This is a genomic window from Clostridioides sp. GD02367 (genome assembly GCF_045900275.1).
GTDB classification, from domain to species: Bacteria; Bacillota; Clostridia; order Peptostreptococcales; family Peptostreptococcaceae; genus Clostridioides; species Clostridioides difficile_A.
Map to the genome: position 1 here is coordinate 31,730 of NZ_JBJODK010000005.1, position 19,853 is coordinate 51,582.

The window sequence follows — 19,853 nt, forward strand, 5'->3', positions numbered from 1 at the left end:
AAGGAGCATACTTAATGAAAAATCTAAAGATAATCTGTGACAGTTTATCGGACGTGCCAAAAGATTTGTTAGATAAATATGATATAGATATTGTCTCGTTAACAGTTATATTAGAGGAAAAAGAGTATAAGGATAGAATCGATATATCTGGAGATGAATTTTATAAAAAGCTTAGAGAAGAAAATGCATATCCAAAAACTTCTCAAGCTACTTATGCCCAATTTAAGGAAGTGTTTGAGAAGTATACTAGTGAAGATAGAGAGATACTTTATATAGCAGGTTCTGCCACAGCCACAGGGACGTATCAAAGTGCTGTAATGGCAAAAAATGATGTAGAAGGTAAAATATATACATACGACTCTAACTTGCTTTGTATGGGAACTGGTTTACTTGTAATAAAAGCAGGAGAACTTGCAAGTGAAGGAAAGTCTATTGATGAAATATTGCCTGTTTTAGATGATTTAAAAGAGAAAGCTTTTGTTATATTTTCGGTGGATACACTAGAATATTTACAAAAAGGAGGAAGAATATCATCTACTAAAGCAGCAATAGGAAGCATATTAAATATAAAACCTATCCTAGAGATAAAAGATGGACTAGTTTCACAAATATCTCAAGTAAGAGGAAAGAAGAATGTAATTTCTAAGATGATGGACTTGATAAAATCAAATTGTGGGGATGATTTATCAGACCAAATTGTGTATATAGGATATAGTGATGATTTTAAGGAAAAAGAACAATTATCTAGGGTTATGGAAGATGAATTAAGACCTAAGGAAATTAGATTTTTCCAAATTGGTGTGTGTATAGGTGCACATGCTGGACCTGGTGTCACTGGTATCATATGTCTAAAAAAATAAATAATATTTTTTAAATTATTAGTTATTTTTTTATTAGTTTAAGATAAAATATTAAATATTGATATGCTAAATTGGATTTATTTTAGATAAAATTAAGTGTTGATATATTAGATTTAGTTTTTAGGGAAGTGTGTAAATAGATAAAATTCTATTGCACACTTTTTTATAGTAAGATTTATTGTAAAGAGTTCAAAATAAGAGTGTAAATTATATATAAAAAATTTATAAACAGTATATAAAAATGTCATGAAAGTATAAGGAGTGAAATTTGATGCATTTAAAAAGAGTGTTGATATTGATATTAACCGTAGCAATGACAGCTGGAATGTTGGTTGGGTGTAGCAATAATCCTGACAACAATTCTAATTCTAACAAAGGTAATAAAAGTAATATAACTGACAAAAATAATTCAAAAAAATCTATATCCATGATACTAGATATTGAAGGAACAAACAATGAAGTTATGAATAATGCTGCTTTATTGGCATTAGACAATGCTAAAAAGAAACTTAATATAGATACAAATAAGGTGGAATCAGATGATTCGTCGACTTTTTCTAATAGTATAGATATTTTATGCAATGACAATCAAGATTTAATTATAGCTGTAGGAGCTAGGTTTGCAAAACCACTGGAGAAGGTAGCTAAGAAATATCCAAAGCAACAATTTGCAATTGTAGATTATGAATATGACAAGCAACCTTCTAATATAACTTCAATTTCTTATGAAGATAATAAATCTGGATATCTAGCTGGATTAATCGCTGGAAAGATGACTGAAAGTGATAAGGTCGGTTTTATTGGTGGATTAAAGGGCTCTAGTAGAGATAAATTTGAAGCAGGTTTTAAAGAAGGTATTAAATTTTCTAATAGTAGTATAAAGGATGTTTCGATTGAATATGTGGATGTCTTTAAGGATAGTAAATCGGCTGAGTCTATAGCTAAAAAAATGATGGATAATGGGGTAGATGTTATTTTCTCTACTACTGAAGATGATTCAAAGACTGTAATAAATGCAGTTAGAGCGAAAAATAAGAAAGTTATAGCTACTAATAAAGACCAACATGATTTGGCTCCAGAAAATGTTATAAGCTCTATTGTAAAAGATTTTGAAAAGCCTACTTATAATATGATACAAAGTTTTGTAAATGGAAATTATAAAGGTGGAGAAGTTATAGAAAATACAGTTAAGTCTGGAAGTACTGGACTTGCTCCAAATAGCTCTCAAAATGTTCCTCCAGATGTGTTAGAATATGTTAATAAGAACAATAAATAATCTATAGAGACTTCATGTTCTATATCAGGGAGTGAATTTTGTGAAAATAAAAAGACTATTGATGCTCTGCTTTGTTGTGGTGTTTACAATTTTTATATTAGCTATATGTGATTTTGATTTTGGACTTGATAAAGTAAACAAAGATAATTCTAATATAAATAGTGCTAAATCCAAACAGAGTGAGTCTAAAAGTGTATCAACATCGTCAAATAAAGATAAAGTAGATAACAAAAGTAATAATGAGGAATATGAAATAAAAGATGATGATTCTTATGTGAGAAAAACTGTTGGAGTATTATTAGACACTGAAAACTTAAATAACGAATCGTATAATAACAATGTACTATCAGCTCTAAAAAGAGCTGATAAAGATTTTGATATTAGAATAAAACTTGAGAAACCAAAGACTTCTAAGAATTTTAAAGAAAGTCTAGAAAAACTACATAAATCTGAACCAGATTTGATAATAGCAGTTGGAGCTAGGTTTGCAGAGTTAATTAAAGAAGATGCTACCAAATATCCAAAACAACAATTTGCAATAGTTGATTATGCTTATAAAGTCCAACCTGCTAATGTAGTTTCAGTATCATTTCAAGATAATTCTACTGGATATTTGGCAGGTCTTATTGCAGGTAAAATGACTGATACTGGTAAAGTAGGTTTTATAGGAGGTGTTGAGGGTTCTAGTAGGGATAAGTATGAATCTGGATTTAGGAAAGGTCTAAAAACTTCAAATAAAAATGCTGAGTTACTAGTTAAATACTCAAATGTATTTGAAAATCCTGAGTCAGCTAGAACTATTGCAAAAGAAATGAGAGATTCTGATAGAGATGTTGTATTCTCAGTTACAGAAGATGATAGTAAAAGAGCTATTCAGGTAGCAAGAGAAAATGGTGGCCAAGTTATAGCTATTAATAAAGACCAATATGATATGGCACCAAACAATGTAATAAGTTCAATTGTAAAAGATGTGGAACAACCAGTCTATGAATTAATAAAGAATGTTATAAAAGATGGTTTTCATGGAAGTAAGGTAATGGAATTTAAAATAAAGGATGGAGAAATAGGATTGACTCCAAATAGTAGTAGAAATATACCACCAGATGTTTTAGAGTACATAAAAAAAGAGTATAACAAAGTGAAAGATACATATTAATAACTGTTTTAAAAGTTTATAAAAATGCACTTTATAGGTGTGAGTTAATTATAGAAAAGTCTAATAATAGGTGTGTTAGCAGAAAAATTCTGCTACACACTTTATTTATTTCAAGTAAAAAATTTATCAAAAAAAAGAAAAAGGAGTAAAAAATGGAATTTACAAGAGAGCCATTTATACTAGATGACGATTTGTGTCTAGCTTTGGTGGACAAAAGAATTAGTTATCTAATGGAAAATGAATTAAAATTAAGAAATATAGAGATAATAAAAACAATAGAATGTAAAGAATTATATGAAAGCATAAAATATCACCCAGATATATGTATTTGTAATTTAGGAAAAGGAGATATAATTGTTGCGCCGAATGTATATAATCAATACAAAGAGTTATTAAGTAGATATAAATTTAATATAATTAAGGGAGAAGCTAATTTATTAAATAGATACCCTTATGATATACCTTACAATATTGCTATAGTTGGTGACTATGCTATCCATAACTTTAAGTACACTGATAAAGTAATATTAGATTATATTGAAAATAATAAACTTAAAAAGATAAATATAGAGCAGGGCTATTCTAAATGCTCAATCTGTATAGTAGATAGAACATCTATAATAACATCAGATAAAGGTATTTGGAAAAGCATGAAGAATACAGAAATAGAGTGTTTATTAATAGAAAAAGGTCATATAAATTTATTTGAGATGAATTATGGATTTATAGGTGGATGTACAGGGTTAATTTCTAAGGATAAACTAGCTTTTTGTGGAGATGTTAAAAAACATCCTGACTATGAACGTATAAAAAGTTTTGTAGAAAGTAAAAACAAGGAGATAGTTACACTTAGCTGTGAGAATTTACTAGATATAGGTTCTATAGTTCCTCTCATGACAAGAAAGGAGCGATAACTTTGGTTGAGAAGGATAATATTTCTTCTATGAAATTTTTGAGGAATAATAATGTAAACGATAGATTAATATATACGAATGACATTGTAGAAGTAGTGATAGATTCTGCAAAGCAAGAAGTATTAAATAAAAAAATACTTAATGGTACTAAAACTGAACAAAGAGCTCTAAATATTGATGAGATATCAACAGAAATAACTAGTATGATAATAAGTATAATGAAAGAGAAACTTTTAAAAGAATACATTCTAAAATGCTATGGGCGTACATATCCTGAAGATAAAAATAATATATACATATATTCACTGAACATATTTGCTAAAAAAGAGATTTTTATGAGAGAAACAGTATTTACAAGGGTGAGAAACTATATAGAGGAAAATGATTTTATAAACGTAGAAGGTTTTATTAGATTTAGAATGCGAGAATTTATGAAATATATTTCTGCTATAGGTGATATTGCAGTTGAGGAGTATTTAATAAAGAAAGACCAAGATGAATTTATAAGAGTCTTAAAATACTTTATAGATACTCAAGAAGAAAAGATTGATTTGCTAAAAGTTCATATAATGGAAGATAATACATTTATTTTATACGATAAAAATGGAAACAAAATAGACAGTATAGATGATGAAGAAATCATAAATATGGTAATAAGAGAGAATTTAAACTATGAGGACTTTTTAATAAGTACCTTATTAACTTTATGTCCTAGAAAAATAGAAATATTAGATTTATTAAATAATAATTGCTCAAAAGAAATTATAGATACTGTAGAGGCAATTTTTGAAAATAAAGTTAGTATAATTATGGAGAATTAGGAACTAAAGATATAAAACTAAAAAAATTCTTTTTAAATCGACACAAAAGACTTATAATTGTATATAAAGCTATAATATAGCTAGGGCTATTAACTATAAAAAATATCTACTGATTAAGTGTAATATAGCTGACAAATATACAATTGATAAGGAGAAATTTTATAATGGATAATTTAATTAGGATACTGATATTAGCTGTTATTGGTGGATTTATAGGTTACGTTACAAATGTAGTTGCTATAAGACTAATATTTAGACCAATAGAGCCTATTAAAATACCTATTTTAAATATAGAAATAGTAGGGCTTATACCAAAGAGAAGAGCAGAAATAGCAGCCAATGTGGGAGAAATAATTCAAGAAGAATTTCTTTCTATGGACGAAATACTTGCAAATATCATTACTGACGAAGATAAGGAAGAAGTTGTAAGATACATAAAAGCAAGGGTAAAAATTATAATACATGAGAAAGTCTCATTTATACCAAGTGGCATAAAAAACATGATACAAGACTATTTAGGAGAGATAATTGAGTCTGAAGTTAAACAGAGTATAGATGAATTGAGTAAAAATATAATAAATAAAGCAAATGAACGTATAGATATACAAAAAATGGTCGAAGATAAGATTAATGAACTAGATTTATATGAATTAGAAGAGATAATAATAAAAATAGCTAAAAAAGAATTAAAGCATATAGAATTTTTAGGTCTTGTTTTAGGTTTTTTAATAGGTATAGTTCAAGGTTTGGTTACTATGTTTATTTAAATATACAATAATTAGCTATTGTACTTAAGTATACAAAAACTAAAAATTAACTTCAATAAAAATTAATTTTAGTATTTATCTAGTCATATCTATCATGCATGTAGATATATTTTAAAAATTTAAAATTGGTGAAAATATTATAATATAACTATAAATCAAAAGATTAAAGTAATATAAAAATATTAGAATATTGATTTAGAGTTGATTAAGATGAAAAATAATGGGTAATTATTATATTACATTAATGTTGATTGATGTATAAGTATCTGTTATAATGAAAATATATTAAAAATCATAGTGTTGAAGAGGAAGAGTAGAGTAGAAACCATTCTCAGAGAATTTGGGTCTATGGCTGAGAGCCCATGTAACAGGTCTATTTGAAAACTACCTTGGAGCTGAGTTTATTAGCAGTATTTGTATTTATACTATATGTGAAAGTGCTCGGGTGACGACCTTATAGTCATCAAGAGGGTTGTATATACTTGTATACACCAACTTGGGTGGAACCGCGAATTAATATCGTCCCAAACATATTTGGGGCGATTTTTTATTACAAAAAATCTAAAAATTATTTCAATAAGGAGGAAAAAACAATGATTAAAGTTGCTTTAAAAGATGGCTCAATAAAAGAATTTGAAAGTGCTATTTCTGTTATGGATGTAGCAAAATCCATTAGCGAAGGATTAGCTAGAAATGTGGTAGCAGCATCTGTGAACGGAGAGGTTGTAGGTATGGACCACATTATAGATTCTGATTGTGACTTAAATTTATTTAAGTTTGAAGATAAAGAAGGTAAGGAAGTTTTTAGACATACATCAGCACATATATTAGCTCAAGCTATAAAGAGACTTTACCCAGAAGCAAAACTTGCTATAGGGCCAAGTATAGAAAATGGATTCTACTATGATATAGATTTAGACCATAGATTAGTTCCAGAAGACTTAGAAAAAATAGAAGCTGAAATGAAAAAAATAGCTAAAGAAGATTTAAAAATAGAAAGATTTGAACTTCCTAGAAATGAAGCTCTAGAGCTTATGAAAGAACAAGGAGAAGACTATAAGGTAGAACTTATATCTGATTTACCTGAAAGTGAAATAATATCTTTCTACAAGCAAGGTGATTTTACTGATTTATGTAGAGGACCACATTTACCATCTACTAAAAAAGTTAAAGCTGTTAAATTACAAAGTGTTGCAGGTGCATACTGGCGTGGCGATGAAAAAAATAAGATGCTTCAAAGAATCTATGGAACTTCTTTTGAGAAAAACAAAGATTTAGAAGAGTACTTACATTTATTAGAAGAAGCTAAAAAGAGAGACCATAGAAAACTAGGTAAAGAATTAGGATTATTTATGATACCTGAAGAAGGTCCTGGATTCCCTATGTTCTTACCAAAAGGTATGGAACTTAAAAATGAACTATTAAAATTCTGGAGAGAAATACACAGAAAAGCTGGATATATTGAAATAGAATCTCCTATTATATTAAATAGAAAATTATGGGAGACTTCAGGTCACTGGTATCATTACAAAGAAAATATGTATACAGTTAAAATAGATGATGAAGATTATGCTATAAAACCTATGAACTGTCCTGGAGGATTAATTTACTATAATTCTCAATTACACTCATATAGAGATTTCCCAATGAGAGTTGCAGAGCTTGGTAGAGTTCATAGACATGAGTTATCTGGTGCATTACAAGGATTAATGAGAGTTAGAGCATTCACTCAAGACGATTCACATATATTCATGTTGCCAGAGCAAATAAAGGATGAAATAAAAGGAGTAGCTAACCTAATAGATGGTATCTACAAAACTTTTGGATTTGAATATAACTTAGAGTTATCTACAAGACCAGAAGATTCTATGGGAAGCGAAGAAGAGTGGGAAGCAGCAGAAAATGGATTAAGAGAAGCTTTAGAAGAATTAGGTCTACCATATACTATAAATGAAGGTGATGGTGCATTCTATGGTCCTAAGATAGACTTCCATCTAAAAGACTGTTTAGGAAGAACTTGGCAATGTGGTACTATCCAATTAGATATGCAACTTCCAAGACAATTTGATAACACTTATATCGGACAAGATGGTGAAAAACATAGACCAGTTATGATTCATAGAGTTGCTTTTGGTAGTATAGAAAGATTTATAGGTATATTAATAGAGCATTATGCTGGTAAATTCCCAGTTTGGTTATCTCCAACTCAAGTTAAGATACTTCCTATATCTGATAAATTTATGGATTATGCAAATGAAGTTAAGAAAGAGTTATTTGATAAGGGTATAAGAGTTGAATTAGATGACAGAGCTGAAAAAATCGGATTTAAGATAAGAGAAGCTCAGCTTGAAAAAGTTCCATACATGTTAATAGTAGGTGAAAAAGAAGTTGAGGAGAATAATGTTTCTGTTAGATCAAGAGATAAAGGTGAAATAGGTAGCATTAAATTAGATGAATTTATAGCTAGTATTTCAAAAGAAATTGAATCAAGAGAAAGTATTATTCAAAACTAATATTTAAGATATTAATAGATAATATAAGTTTAATCGATATATCGATATGTAGAAATTAAACTTATGAAAAGATAAATATAATTAGAGGTACAGTTAATCATATTTTTATGATAGTGTACCTCTAATTTTTTTGTTGTAGGTTAAATGATGTATTCATATGTCTGTTAATTTAGAGATGTATAAAAGATGCTTAAATAATATATTTATATGTTTGCTAATTTAGAGATGTATAAAAGATGCTTAAATTAATGTATTTATATGTTTGCTAATTTAGAGATGTATAAAAGATGCTTAAATTAATGTATTTATATGTGTACATTAATTTAAATATATATAAAAGTTGTATAATTGTAAGTAAAGAGAGATATATAAAATTAAATAAAGTTAGTTTATGCAAATAAATTTGATATACCTATAGTTAACTTTGGAGGTGTGATATGAATACCACTATTTTGTTTTTTAATCAAATAAATGAAGATAGCTTTAATTTAGTTGGTGGGAAGGGGTTTAATCTTGGCAAAATGACTAAGAGAAACCTACCTGTACCAGAAGGATTCTGTATAACAACAGATGCCTTTTACAAGTTTATAGAACCATTAAAAGATAATGACTTATTTAAACAATTAGATAATGTAGATGTTGATGATTTAGAAAAAATTCAAGAATTGACTAGTAGTCTAAGGGATTTAATCATAGAAAAGTCACTTTCAGATAGTATAAAACAAAATATAAAAGAGGCCATAGAAAGCATTGGAGAAGATGATTTCTATGCAGTGCGTTCTAGTGCAACAGCAGAAGATTTGCCAGATATGTCTTTTGCAGGTCAACAAGATACATATTTAAATGTACATGGATTTGAAAACTTAATTGAAAATATAAAATATTGTTGGGCATCACTTTATACTCAAAGGGCTATAGTATATAGAAAGAAAAATAATTTGAATGAAGATAATGTATTAATTTCTGTGGTAGTTCAGAAAATGGTCGATTCACAAAAGTCAGGAATAATGTTTACTGCTGACCCCATTAACAATAACTATAATCATTTGACTATTGATGCAGGTTTTGGACTTGGTGAAGCTTTGGTAGGGGGATTAATAACTCCTGACTTGTACAAAGTAAATAAAAACGAAAATAAAATTATAGCAAAAGAAATAAATGCGAAGAAGTTAGCCATATACAGAAAAAATGATGGTGGCACAGAGCAAATCTTACTTGATAAAAATAAACAGAAAGAACAAGTACTTTCAGAACGAGAGATTTATAATGTAGCACAACTAGGACATGAAATCGAGGAATACTATCAGACTCCACAAGATATAGAATGGGCAATTGATGAGAGTGGGAAAATATATATTTTGCAAAGTAGAATGATAACATCTCTATATCCTAGAGTCGAAAATAGTAATATAAATGGAAAATCTCAGGTATATATATCAGCAAGTCATATTCAAGTAATGACAAAACCAATTAAACCCTTAGGTCTTGATATATTCAAAAGAGTAATGCCTTTTGATAGAGTCGAAGAAGGCAGTAACTTCAAGATAATGAGTCAAGCTGGAGGTAGACTCTATGCAAATTGTACAGAAATACTGAGATTACCAATAAGAGATAAGACAATCAAAGATTTAATGCCCAATGTAGACTATCTTGTAGCAAGTGCACTTGGAGAGTATATTGAAAAATATCCTTTAAAGAAAAAACTGCCTTCTAAAACTACATTAAAAATGGCAAAGAATTTAATAATACCTATCTTAAAAATATCAAAGCAAAATTATGCCTTTGATAAAAAACCAGATGCTCTTGCAAGTTTAGTGGAGTTGAAAGAAGAACTTATTTATGATGTGTATAGAAATATAAACAAGGGAAATGATTTATGTGAAAAGATTGTAATCGTGGAAGAGTTATTATCTGCTTTTATATTTAAGTTAGCAAAGCAACTTATACCAAATGTAGCTCCAGGAATTTTAAGTGATAGAAAACTTAGAAATATGCTTGAAGAATTAGATTTATTGTACTTAGAAGATAGTTTTGTAAGTGGACTAGAAGGAAATATTACTACTGAGATGGGATTAAGAGTAGGTGATTTAGCTGATTTAATAAGGAATAATCTAAAAGAGATTGATATATTAAATAAAAATCCTAAAGATGCTCATTTATTGCTTTTAAAAAATGCTAGTGATGAATTAAAGAGTGAGTTAAGTGATTTTTTAAGACAATTTGGGATGAGAGGAATTGGAGAAATAGATATAACAAATCCTCGTTATCAAGAAGATTTCACTCCAATAAGTATGTCTATATTGAATAATATAAATACATTGGAAAAAAATGAACATAGAGAAAACTATCAAAGATTGATTGAAAAATCGAGTGAAAGTGAACAATTAATTTTGGAAGCTTATGAGAAGATAGGTAAAGATGATTTAGTCAAAAAAGTTAAGAATCATCTAAATAATATAAAGACTTTCTTGCCTTTACGTGAATATGGAAAATATATTATAGTTGGTGTATTTAATGAAGTAAGAAAAGTAATTGATGAAGTAGGGGATAAATTAGAAAAGGATAATTTACTTGATAATAGATATGATATATTTTATCTAAACCTTGATGAAATATATCAAGCATTAAATGAAAAAGTAAATTTCAAAGAAAGTATACAATGCAGAAAAATAGAGTATGATAAATATGAAAAACTGAATCCACCAAGGGTAATTACAAATGAAGGAGAGATATTCTCTGGGAGTTATTCAAAAGAGGGGGTACCAGAAGGAGCATTTGTTGGTATGCCAGTATCAGCAGGTATCTATGAAGGATATGCAAGAGTTATATTGAATCCAAATAACGACAGTTTACAAAAGAATGAGATTTTGGTGACTAAATTTACAGACCCTGGTTGGACGCCACTTTTTGTAAATGCGAAGGGGTTAGTACTTGAAGTTGGAGGGCTTATGACTCATGGTGCAATAGTATCTCGCGAGTATGGTATACCTGCTTTGGTGGGAGTGGAAGATGCTACAAGTCTGATTAAAACAGGAGATTATTTGAGAATAGATGCATATAAAGGATATGTTGAGATTATATGTAAATAGATTGGACTTAGTAGAGTATTATAGGAGAGACGTTTACTAGTGAAAATGAATGAGACAATATAAAATTATGATATATAAAAACACTTCTAGGAGTATTTGATTTATCAATAAATAATAAATCTACTATAGAAGTGTTTTGATTTTAATAATAAAAGTGTTTTTGTCATAATAATAAAAATATTTTGGTTGTAATAATCATTTTATCTAATTCTTGTTTTTTAGAATAGTAAAATTTCCACTTGTAGCACTTACATAGAAATTTGTAGCCCCATTTTTATAAGTGTATAAATCATCGTGACGATTCAATTCAAAGTCACTATTTAAAGAACTAGAAATCTTATCAAAGCTTAAAGTGAATCCTGGATTATCAGGAATAGACAAATCAATATTGGCAGAAGTAGTCTCACAGTTTAGAGAAGACAACATTTTGTTAGATATAATTTTTACATCACCTGAAGTTGATTCTGCTTTAATATCAGAAAGTGTTCCAGATACATCCATTCGTCCAGAAACTGTACTACAGACAAGGCTTTTATTATTTATATCTTTTAAACTTATATCACCACTAGTTGTATCTAAATTTAAACTATCAATTTTGCCAGAAAGTTGTATTCTGCCAGATGTTGATGTAAATGTGGCGTCTTTACTATCTAGTTTTGTTATATCAATATCACCACTAGTTGTGTCTAAGTTTACTTTATTAATATTACCAGAAAGCTCTATTATGCCTGAAACCGTGCTAGCTTCCATTATATTACCTTTTATGTAAGTACTATATATATCTGCTGAAGTAGTAGATAAATTTATTTTATCATAAAGCCTATTAGGCAAATATAGTTCAAGTATTGTTGGTTTTGGAAGATTAACTCCAATAAAGAATTTCTTTGCTGAATTATCATCTATAGAAAGAGAATTTCCATCAACCTTTATCTTTGCAAGTTTTTTCTTTGAAAAATTAGAAGGAGTTTTTTGAATTAATTTGATTTTATTAGAATCACTTTTCTTAATTCTAACTTCACCTGAAATCCAGTCAACATTAATATCGTTTATTTTATCTGAAAAACTTTCATTTTTAGCTACTATATACTTATCATAGTTGTATTTAGAATGTAAATTATTAAAAGAAAGATTAAAAGAATGCGAGAATATGTTTCCTATAAGAAGAAGGATAAATACTATAGAAAGTGATATTGCAACAATACTCCATACTAAAATCTTTGTTTTTATGAGTTTTTTATTCATGTTTATTATCCTCCTTTGATTCACTTAGTTGTATTATTCCTTTAATAATCTCAACACCAGCAGAACCTATTATAAATAGTATCCATGAAAAAGACCAAATATTAAATAGCATGCTTGTGATTAGATATATAGCAACTATTATAATCCAATATGCACTAATAAATGATTTGTAAGCCGGATTTATATCATCATAATTTGTTTTAAATTCTTTAAATTCTTTGAATTCTTTTGTTGAAGTATCATTATATAGAGCATAGTTTGGTTTTGTCATTTGATTATAAACTAGTAGCCCTACTCCAATTGCTATTAATATAAGCATTAAAAGAATCCCTAGAGTTGGCTCTATACCAAAGCTCACAATTGAGACTACAAACAAGAAAGGGCTTACTATAAAAAGAGCAATTGCTATTGATGCTCTTAAGGCTCTTTTCTTTTTTTCCTCAATTAATTCAGAAGGTACAAAATATGGTTCTTTAACACTTTCAATTAACTCAGATAAATCTCCAATTCCTGAGATTACTGAATTATATGCTTCTTGTTCTGTTTTACCATCTTGTATTTGGTCATTGTATTTTTCTTTTAGATTTTCAAATAATTCATCTTTAAGTTCTCTGACTTTTTTTGTTTCATTAATTCCTGTAAAGCTATTATCAATATAAGTACGTATTTTATCTAACATATTTTCACCTCCTAAATTAATATGTCTATTAGTGCTTTTGTATTATCCCATTCTTCATGGCTTTTTATATATTTTTCTCTGCCTATGTTTGTTATAGAATAATATTTTCTTCTAGCTCCAGTAGCTTCATCTCCCCAATAAGAGGTTATTGCACCAGACTGCTCAAGTCTACGAAACGCTGTATATAGAGTGGCTTCTTTTAACTCGTACAATCCATTGGTCTTTTCAAGTATAGATTTATTAATCTCATAACCATAACTGTCTTTTTCAAGTAAATGTTTTAAGATAATTGTTTCTGTATGACCTCTTATCATGTCAGATGCGATTGTCATGAACATCACCTCCGATTAAATATATAATACTTTGATATACCTCGCCTGTCAAGGTATATCATGAGAAAAAATATTTCATAGTGTTATTATAAGATTATAAGAGTTTATATGAAAATAATGTAAAAGTTTTATGGATAATATATTTTATATTTAGTTTTAGATAAATTTATATAGTCATTATGTTAAAAAATGATATAAAGTCTAATTTAATTTAGCAAAATAAGTGATATAATTAAAAAAGAAAAGAAATATGGATTTATTTGGAATAATTTTGACAATCTATTTACTACACGTGTAGAGTCGTATATAATTAAATTATACGTAAAATATAAAAAATAATTTATCAATACGTTAGGAGAAAGTATTATGATAAAGTCAGGCTTATTTTGGAATATTTTCATTATGATATCCTTTATAATAGAATGGTTTCTTTGTAAGAAAATGCTAGATTATACAAGTGAGCAAAAAATTTCTAATAGAAAAATAAATATATACATAGGTAGCATTATTATTTTTGCTAATATAATTTATTTTTTTGATGTATCTCCAGATATAAGAGTAATTATATCCGTGATGTTTACTGTCGTATTTTACAAAATCTCATATGATGTGAGGTTTAAGAAGTCTGTATTAATATCTTTAATTTACTGGATGTTATTAATTGCTACAGATGCTTTAAGTATATCTTTAACAGTTTGGCTTAATTCTATAGATGATATGAGTAAGATGGCAACAGGTTATATATACAGAATTGAGTCCATGGTATCTGGAAAGATGCTTTTGATTTTAGCTTTATTTTTATACAGAACATTAAAGATAAAATTGAATATAGAAATAAATAAAAAGACATTCTCTTATATAATCATCCCAATAGTCGCTAATATAGCATCTTTTTTTATTATTTTTAAATACATATTTAATTCAAAGTCTGGTAGTGGAATGCATAATAGTCAATTTGTTATGATTTCTGTTGTACTGCTTATATCAAGTATTATTTTAATCTTAATTGCTAAGAAGTTACAGCAATATAATACTTTAATGGTAGAAAATAATATGATTAAAAACGTTTTAAAATCTGAAAGTGAGTATTATGAAGATATAGAAAAGAAATATCTAAAGACTAGATTATTAAGTCATGACATGAAAAATCATTTATTGTGTATAAATGCCATGATTAAAAAAGGTATTGATGTTACTTCATATTTAGATAATCTACAAGGAGAGATTCATGGTAATGACTTATTTTTTAATACTGGTAATTTCATATTAGATAGTATATTAAGTGAAAAGAAAGAAATCTGTGATAAAAATGATATAGAACTAAGAACAGGAATAAATTTTAGTCATTGTGAAGCTATTGAATTAGTAGATGTATGTCATATATTCTCTAATATTTTAGATAATGCGATTGAAGCATGTAACAAAATAGATAGTGGTGATAGAAAGATTTGTATTAAAGGCGATGTCATGCAAAATTTTTATTTAATAAGAGTGGAAAATACTAAAGTAAATGAGATTATTACTAAAAATGGAGATATTGTGACAGATAAAACAGGTCCTTTTCATGGTTTTGGAATAAGAAGTATAAAAAACTCTGTAAACAAGTATGGTGGTAATGTTGTAATTGAATATGATGATAACAAGTTTGTAGTTAAAATTGCTATACCACTTAAAAATGTGAAAAAGGTAGTCAATCATGTAATTTAATGTATACAGGTAAAGTCTATAATTATGTGTACATATTGAAATTATTTATTATTTATTAAAATTTTTCAAAGTTGGGATATTATACATATTATAAATGGGGCATATTAATAAGCTTAAGATAGTAAGCTTTTTATTGTGATAAATAAAAAAAGAAGTTGCATCAAAAATAGAAAAAATCTTTAAAGATGTAACTTCTATGGTATATGTATGAGAGGCTATATCGCCATTTCTGGGATTAAGCTTCTCATAGCTTCTATAGTTGTTTGAATAAGCTTATCAAGTTCCCAGCCAAGCATTTCTGCACCACTTCTTATAACGTCTCGAGAACAGCCAGCAGCAAATGACTTATCTTTAAATTTCTTTTTAACAGATTTCAATTCTAAATCAGAAACACTCTTTGAAGGACGCATTATTGCAGCGGCACCAATTAAACCAGTAAGTTCATCTACAGCAAATAATACCTTTTCCATAAACTGTTCTGGCTTGACATCTGAGCCAGTTAGTCCATATCCATGACTTACAGTAGAATCGATTATCGATTTATCTAAATCAAGCTCTGTCATTAATTCTCTTTGCTTAACACAATGTTCATCAGGATACATTTCAAAATCTAAGTCATGTAAAAGTCCAACTACTTCCCAAAATTCTACTCTCTCAGGGTCGTATTCTTTTGCATAGTATCTCATAACTCCAGATACGATTTGAGCGTGTCTTATATGAAATTCTTCCTTATTGTATTTTTTTAGTATTTCCCATGCTTGTTCTATATTTGGCATGTAACTCATTTTTATCACTCCTCTAGCTGAATATTTTGAATTTTTATAAAGTTTGTTTTCCATTGATTATATCAATCAATTTCCAATACGTCAACACACTGATACACAATTTTGCATGTGAATTCAGAAATTAGTGAAAATTGAATTTTTATGTCTGGTTTTTAGGTCTAAAACCTTTCTATTTAAATTCTGAGTATCTAAATTTTTTCATTCTGTAATGTTATTTTCGATATAAACGCTATAAGTAATGTAATAAATCCTACTCCTATTATAATAATATACACTCTATCCGATAATAAATCGAAAAGTCTACCATATATAACCTGACCAATAGGCATTGCGACAGATGTTCCTGCAAAAAGAATAGCCATAACTTTTCCTAGCAGTTCATTTGGAGTTTTTAACTGTATGATTGTTATAGCATATATTGAGATAAGAGTCGTTGTAAAAAATATTAGCATAGAGGATATAATAAAGATTAAAAATGGAACTGGAAATCCTGTATTTAATATAAGTGGATAGACTGAAAATGCCATTGGTATAAATATAAGTGCACATATGATGAAACAAATATGTAAGTTGGTTATTTTTAGATGCTTTGAGAAAATACCAATACTCACAGCAGCTATTAATGAACTAAAAGAGATTGCTCCTTCTGCTACACCATATAGAAAGTTATTAGATTCCATAGTTATTTTTACTATATAGGGGATACCTACGATTAGCATAGAACTTAAAACTAGATTTATTGCCATTGCTAAAAAGAGTATTTTTAATGTAAATCTATTTTCCTTACATATATGGATAATACCATCTTTTATATCAATAAATATAGTTTTTATAATGTTGCCAGTTTGTTCTTGTTTAACAAAAGGAATCTGTATAAATATCTCCATAATTGCAGATAGAAAGAAACTTATACAACTGATAACGACAATTGCATTGATACCAAGGATACCATACAAAACACCTCCTAATACAGGACCTGCTATATTTGTAAGAGAGGCAACTCCAGCTACGATACCATTTGCATTTATTAAATGTTCATTATCTACTAAAATGGGTGTACTTGACTGAACTGTTGGTTGATACATTGTGCTTATGACTGAAAGTATGGTCATAATAATTCCTATAAGTAGTATTGAACCATTATCATTAAATAAGAAGAGTGATAAGATTAGTACTGCAACACTACTTGAAAAATCGAAAATAACCATTAAGTTTCTTCTGTTGAATATATCTGCAATAGCCCCACCAATAGGGGAGAATACCACAATTGGGATTGAAGATACTGCGAGTATCGTAGCAAATATTTCTGCCTTACCAGTCATATCAAGTATGTAGAGAGATAAAGCAAACTTAAGTATTGATGCACCAAATAATGAAATTATTTGACCTAATACCATTAAGTTAAAATTTTTATTAAAAGTATTTAATGATTTTACCATATATATACCTACCTATCTAAGATTATTAAAATATTTATAATGATTGCTATGACAGCAATGACTATAAGGAAGTTTTTTCTTGTTTTAATTCCTAATATTATTATAAATGCAGCAAATATTATAGATAAGATAGAGTAGAATGGCATGAGTTCGCTGCTAGGGTCTACTAGTTTTGTGTGGATATTTAGTTTATCATTTATTTTGTAAATAATATCATTTAGTTTTTGTATTAATTCAATCATATTACCCCTCCTAGTTATAAAGAAATGTTTAGAAAATTTATTTTAAATTATTACTCAAGTATGTGTTCTACAAGATTGTCTACCATAAAATCAAATACTTCAATGTAGTTATATCCAATATCTTCTTTTAGCAATAGACTTGAAAGTAGGGCATTGCAAACACCAAAGGCTTTTTCTTTCTCTATTTTTAATTTGAGATTGTATCTTTCAATTAAGTTATAAAAATTTTGTACATTATTATATTCAAGTTGCGAAAGCATCTCTTTAGGCATCTTATTTAATAAAGAGATGTAATCAGCATTATTTGGTGAATATAAGAATGGGTTTTTATCATATAATCGGTATAACATCTTCAAGGCTTTTGCAAAACCCTCTTTTTGAGGCATGTTACTTAAAATTTCATCTACTGATGATATAAGTTTGTTTTGAATTTCATTTAATACTTCAAAAAATAGCTTTTCTTTTGAATCAAAGAATGTGTAAAATGAACCCTTTGCAATTCCTGATTTTGAACAAAGTTCGTCAATGTTAGTTTTTTTGTATCCATATTTAGACCAGTGAATTTCACATTCTGAAATTAGTCTTTTTCTAATATTATTTTTTTCTATTTCTGTAAAGCTTTTAGCCATATTTATCAATCCTCTCTATAAGTATATATATCTATGACTTAAAATATATTTTAAGTCATAGATATATAATATTGTTCATTTATAAATTTGTCAAGCTTGACCCTGACAATAAGCAATATTTTTTGCTACAATCTGTTATTAATCTCACCTGTAAGCTGTTATATGAAAAGAGCCAATAGCCATAAGGGATGTTATTTATAGGTTATTGGCTTTATGTCTTTATATCTGAGTATTTGATAGCTGGCAAATTTAATTGTTTTACAGTGATAAGATTTTCTTATTTATATTTGAGATAGGATAGCGAAAAATTTTTAAGCACTATATTTTTCAGATTCCTAACCTTATTTATAATATTTTCGATTTGACACTATATCATTTGAACTAATATAAGGATTATGATATTTTTTGCGTTTTCGAGTGAAATAAGGGAAATTAATGGATTCTTTTGGACAAAAGGAAATGCAAGCCATACACTGATTACATTGATGTTGAAATGTTGGTTTACCATTTTGCATTATTATATTTTTGCAAGGGCATACTTTAAAACATAATCCACAAGAAATGCAATCATCCCAAACCTTGAAATATTTATCATTAGATGGACAATTTTTTATATAATGGTCCATTATTTTATGAAAAAGTGTATTTACTAAAAAATTGGGTTTTGGGTAGTTTCTTATTTCTTTTTGTGATATTTCTTTTGATATAATTCTAAGCTGTTCCTCCGTTTTAGGAACACGTTTTTTAGGGTTAGGAAATGGTGGATACATGGCTACATAGTTAGCAACACTATATACTTTATTCCCATAAGATAAATTACACCCTTTTTCCTTGAGTAACAATGCTAATTCTTCCATGCTTTTTCCGTTAATAAAAGCAGGCATAGAAATTGCAAATATATAGGCATCAGGGGATAACTCTAAATTTTTTATAAATTGAATTACAGTTTCTGGTATAGTCCAATGGTATACAGGAAAAATAAATCCTATTCGTTCAGCAGTCAATTTTGAATAATCAGATGGTGATGTTCTCATTGAGATAATCTCTGTATTATTAAGTTCTTGTGCGATTACCTGAGCAGCTCGCATACTATTTCCTGTTCCAGTAAAGTAGTAGATTACATTACGCATATTTTTTACCTCCAAAATCTGTTGAATAAGACTTGTAACAGTCTATTTTTTATTCTGAGTTTTAAACAGAATAGTGTTCTGTTAGGATTATATCATATATGCAAATTAGGGTCAATAATTAAGAGAATAGCGTTCTTTTAATTGTATAATCTGTCCTATTCTTGTTGACATTATGATATGTGTAATTATACCTTGAGAGAAATATAAGGGTGAAATAATGAGAGAATTATTTAAAATACAATGCCATTTAAAATACAAAAAATATAGATTAT

The 19,853-nt window shown here is 28.0% G+C and carries 17 protein-coding genes and 1 other annotated feature; of the genes, 9 read left to right on the forward strand and 8 right to left on the reverse strand.

Translation table 11 applies throughout. From position 1 onward, the window contains the following. Positions 1-14 precede the first annotated feature (14 nt). From Q3223_RS08300 to Q3223_RS08335, 8 genes are all read left to right on the forward strand, one after another. Entirely contained in the window at positions 15-860 is an 846-nt protein-coding gene (locus Q3223_RS08300) for a DegV family protein (RefSeq protein ID WP_054269090.1), read from the forward strand. Between the two features lie 271 nt (positions 861-1,131). Next, entirely contained in the window at positions 1,132-2,136 is a 1,005-nt protein-coding gene (locus Q3223_RS08305) for a BMP family ABC transporter substrate-binding protein (RefSeq protein ID WP_407811835.1), read from the forward strand. A gap of 40 nt (positions 2,137-2,176) precedes the next feature. Then, positions 2,177-3,292, forward strand: coding sequence for a BMP family ABC transporter substrate-binding protein (locus Q3223_RS08310; RefSeq protein ID WP_074179070.1), 1,116 nt, complete (start codon positions 2,177-2,179; stop codon positions 3,290-3,292). A gap of 152 nt (positions 3,293-3,444) precedes the next feature. Beyond that, the gene (locus Q3223_RS08315) at positions 3,445-4,206 is read left to right on the forward strand and encodes a DUF6873 family GME fold protein (RefSeq protein WP_054269092.1); all 762 of its coding nucleotides are present in this window, start codon (positions 3,445-3,447) and stop codon (positions 4,204-4,206) included. A 2-nt stretch (positions 4,207-4,208) separates the two neighbouring features. Beyond that, positions 4,209-5,027 (forward strand): putative sporulation protein YtxC, encoded by an 819-nt coding sequence (locus tag Q3223_RS08320; protein ID WP_054269093.1) that lies wholly within the window; start codon positions 4,209-4,211, stop codon positions 5,025-5,027. Between the two features lie 164 nt (positions 5,028-5,191). Beyond that, entirely contained in the window at positions 5,192-5,794 is a 603-nt protein-coding gene (locus tag Q3223_RS08325) for a DUF445 domain-containing protein (protein ID WP_074179071.1), read from the forward strand. 291 nt (positions 5,795-6,085) lie between these two features. Beyond that, positions 6,086-6,324 (forward strand) — a binding site (T-box leader). Positions 6,325-6,387: 63 nt separating this feature from the next. Beyond that, positions 6,388-8,307 (forward strand): threonine--tRNA ligase, encoded by a 1,920-nt coding sequence (gene thrS / locus Q3223_RS08330; RefSeq protein ID WP_054269095.1) that lies wholly within the window; start codon positions 6,388-6,390, stop codon positions 8,305-8,307. Positions 8,308-8,744: 437 nt separating this feature from the next. Further along, on the forward strand, positions 8,745-11,396 hold the full coding sequence (locus tag Q3223_RS08335; RefSeq protein ID WP_284181635.1) for a phosphoenolpyruvate synthase: 2,652 nt from the start codon (positions 8,745-8,747) through the stop codon (positions 11,394-11,396). 204 nt (positions 11,397-11,600) lie between these two features. Here the strand turns inward: Q3223_RS08335 and Q3223_RS08340 are convergent, their stop codons facing one another. Genes Q3223_RS08340 through Q3223_RS08350 form a run of 3 tightly spaced genes read right to left on the reverse strand, consistent with a single transcriptional unit; the run spans position 11,601 to position 13,649 of the window. Continuing rightward, complete coding sequence (locus tag Q3223_RS08340; protein WP_407811836.1) at positions 11,601-12,638, reverse strand: DUF4097 family beta strand repeat-containing protein; 1,038 nt, start codon at positions 12,636-12,638, stop codon at positions 11,601-11,603. Then, complete coding sequence (locus Q3223_RS08345; RefSeq protein WP_167639739.1) at positions 12,631-13,317, reverse strand: permease prefix domain 1-containing protein; 687 nt, start codon at positions 13,315-13,317, stop codon at positions 12,631-12,633. Before Q3223_RS08345 ends, Q3223_RS08340 begins: the two co-directional genes overlap by 8 nt. Before the next feature lie 11 nt (positions 13,318-13,328). Beyond that, the gene (locus Q3223_RS08350) at positions 13,329-13,649 is read right to left on the reverse strand and encodes a PadR family transcriptional regulator (RefSeq protein WP_054269099.1); all 321 of its coding nucleotides are present in this window, start codon (positions 13,647-13,649) and stop codon (positions 13,329-13,331) included. A 366-nt stretch (positions 13,650-14,015) separates the two neighbouring features. Between Q3223_RS08350 and Q3223_RS08355 the strand changes: the two genes are divergently transcribed. Further along, entirely contained in the window at positions 14,016-15,356 is a 1,341-nt protein-coding gene (locus tag Q3223_RS08355; RefSeq protein ID WP_407811837.1) for an ATP-binding protein, read from the forward strand. 215 nt (positions 15,357-15,571) lie between these two features. Here Q3223_RS08355 and Q3223_RS08360 read toward each other — a convergent pair whose 3' ends face one another. The 5 genes from Q3223_RS08360 to Q3223_RS08380 all read right to left on the reverse strand — a co-directional run bounded on the left by Q3223_RS08360 (position 15,572) and on the right by Q3223_RS08380 (position 19,581). Then, a complete protein-coding gene (locus Q3223_RS08360) occupies positions 15,572-16,141 on the reverse strand; it encodes a hypothetical protein (RefSeq protein WP_054269101.1) in 570 nt (189 codons plus the stop codon). Between the two features lie 188 nt (positions 16,142-16,329). Then, the gene (locus Q3223_RS08365) at positions 16,330-17,580 is read right to left on the reverse strand and encodes an MFS transporter (protein ID WP_231301161.1); all 1,251 of its coding nucleotides are present in this window, start codon (positions 17,578-17,580) and stop codon (positions 16,330-16,332) included. Between the two features lie 8 nt (positions 17,581-17,588). Then, positions 17,589-17,822, reverse strand: a complete 234-nt coding sequence (locus Q3223_RS08370) for a hypothetical protein (protein WP_167639741.1) — start codon at positions 17,820-17,822, stop codon at positions 17,589-17,591. Positions 17,823-17,872: 50 nt separating this feature from the next. Further along, a complete protein-coding gene (locus tag Q3223_RS08375; protein ID WP_223152729.1) occupies positions 17,873-18,451 on the reverse strand; it encodes a TetR/AcrR family transcriptional regulator in 579 nt (192 codons plus the stop codon). Between the two features lie 341 nt (positions 18,452-18,792). Beyond that, positions 18,793-19,581, reverse strand: coding sequence for an EFR1 family ferrodoxin (locus tag Q3223_RS08380; RefSeq protein WP_054269105.1), 789 nt, complete (start codon positions 19,579-19,581; stop codon positions 18,793-18,795). Positions 19,582-19,853 lie beyond the last annotated feature (272 nt).

What these genes read in the sequence shown, in the direction of transcription:
- Q3223_RS08300 (WP_054269090.1), top strand. Translation starts at nt 15, where the DNA reads ATGAAAAATCTAAAGATAATCTGTGACAGTTTATCGGACGTGCCAAAA.
- Q3223_RS08305 (WP_407811835.1), top strand. Translation starts at nt 1,132, where the DNA reads ATGCATTTAAAAAGAGTGTTGATATTGATATTAACCGTAGCAATGACA.
- Q3223_RS08315 (WP_054269092.1), top strand. Translation starts at nt 3,445, where the DNA reads ATGGAATTTACAAGAGAGCCATTTATACTAGATGACGATTTGTGTCTA.
- Q3223_RS08325 (WP_074179071.1), top strand. Translation starts at nt 5,192, where the DNA reads ATGGATAATTTAATTAGGATACTGATATTAGCTGTTATTGGTGGATTT.
- thrS (WP_054269095.1), top strand. Translation starts at nt 6,388, where the DNA reads ATGATTAAAGTTGCTTTAAAAGATGGCTCAATAAAAGAATTTGAAAGT.
- Q3223_RS08335 (WP_284181635.1), top strand. Translation starts at nt 8,745, where the DNA reads ATGAATACCACTATTTTGTTTTTTAATCAAATAAATGAAGATAGCTTT.
- Q3223_RS08340 (WP_407811836.1), bottom strand. Translation starts at nt 12,638, where the DNA reads ATGAATAAAAAACTCATAAAAACAAAGATTTTAGTATGGAGTATTGTT.
- Q3223_RS08345 (WP_167639739.1), bottom strand. Translation starts at nt 13,317, where the DNA reads ATGTTAGATAAAATACGTACTTATATTGATAATAGCTTTACAGGAATT.
- Q3223_RS08350 (WP_054269099.1), bottom strand. Translation starts at nt 13,649, where the DNA reads ATGACAATCGCATCTGACATGATAAGAGGTCATACAGAAACAATTATC.
- Q3223_RS08355 (WP_407811837.1), top strand. Translation starts at nt 14,016, where the DNA reads ATGATAAAGTCAGGCTTATTTTGGAATATTTTCATTATGATATCCTTT.
- Q3223_RS08360 (WP_054269101.1), bottom strand. Translation starts at nt 16,141, where the DNA reads ATGAGTTACATGCCAAATATAGAACAAGCATGGGAAATACTAAAAAAA.
- Q3223_RS08365 (WP_231301161.1), bottom strand. Translation starts at nt 17,580, where the DNA reads ATGGTAAAATCATTAAATACTTTTAATAAAAATTTTAACTTAATGGTA.
- Q3223_RS08370 (WP_167639741.1), bottom strand. Translation starts at nt 17,822, where the DNA reads ATGATTGAATTAATACAAAAACTAAATGATATTATTTACAAAATAAAT.
- Q3223_RS08375 (WP_223152729.1), bottom strand. Translation starts at nt 18,451, where the DNA reads ATGGCTAAAAGCTTTACAGAAATAGAAAAAAATAATATTAGAAAAAGA.
- Q3223_RS08380 (WP_054269105.1), bottom strand. Translation starts at nt 19,581, where the DNA reads ATGCGTAATGTAATCTACTACTTTACTGGAACAGGAAATAGTATGCGA.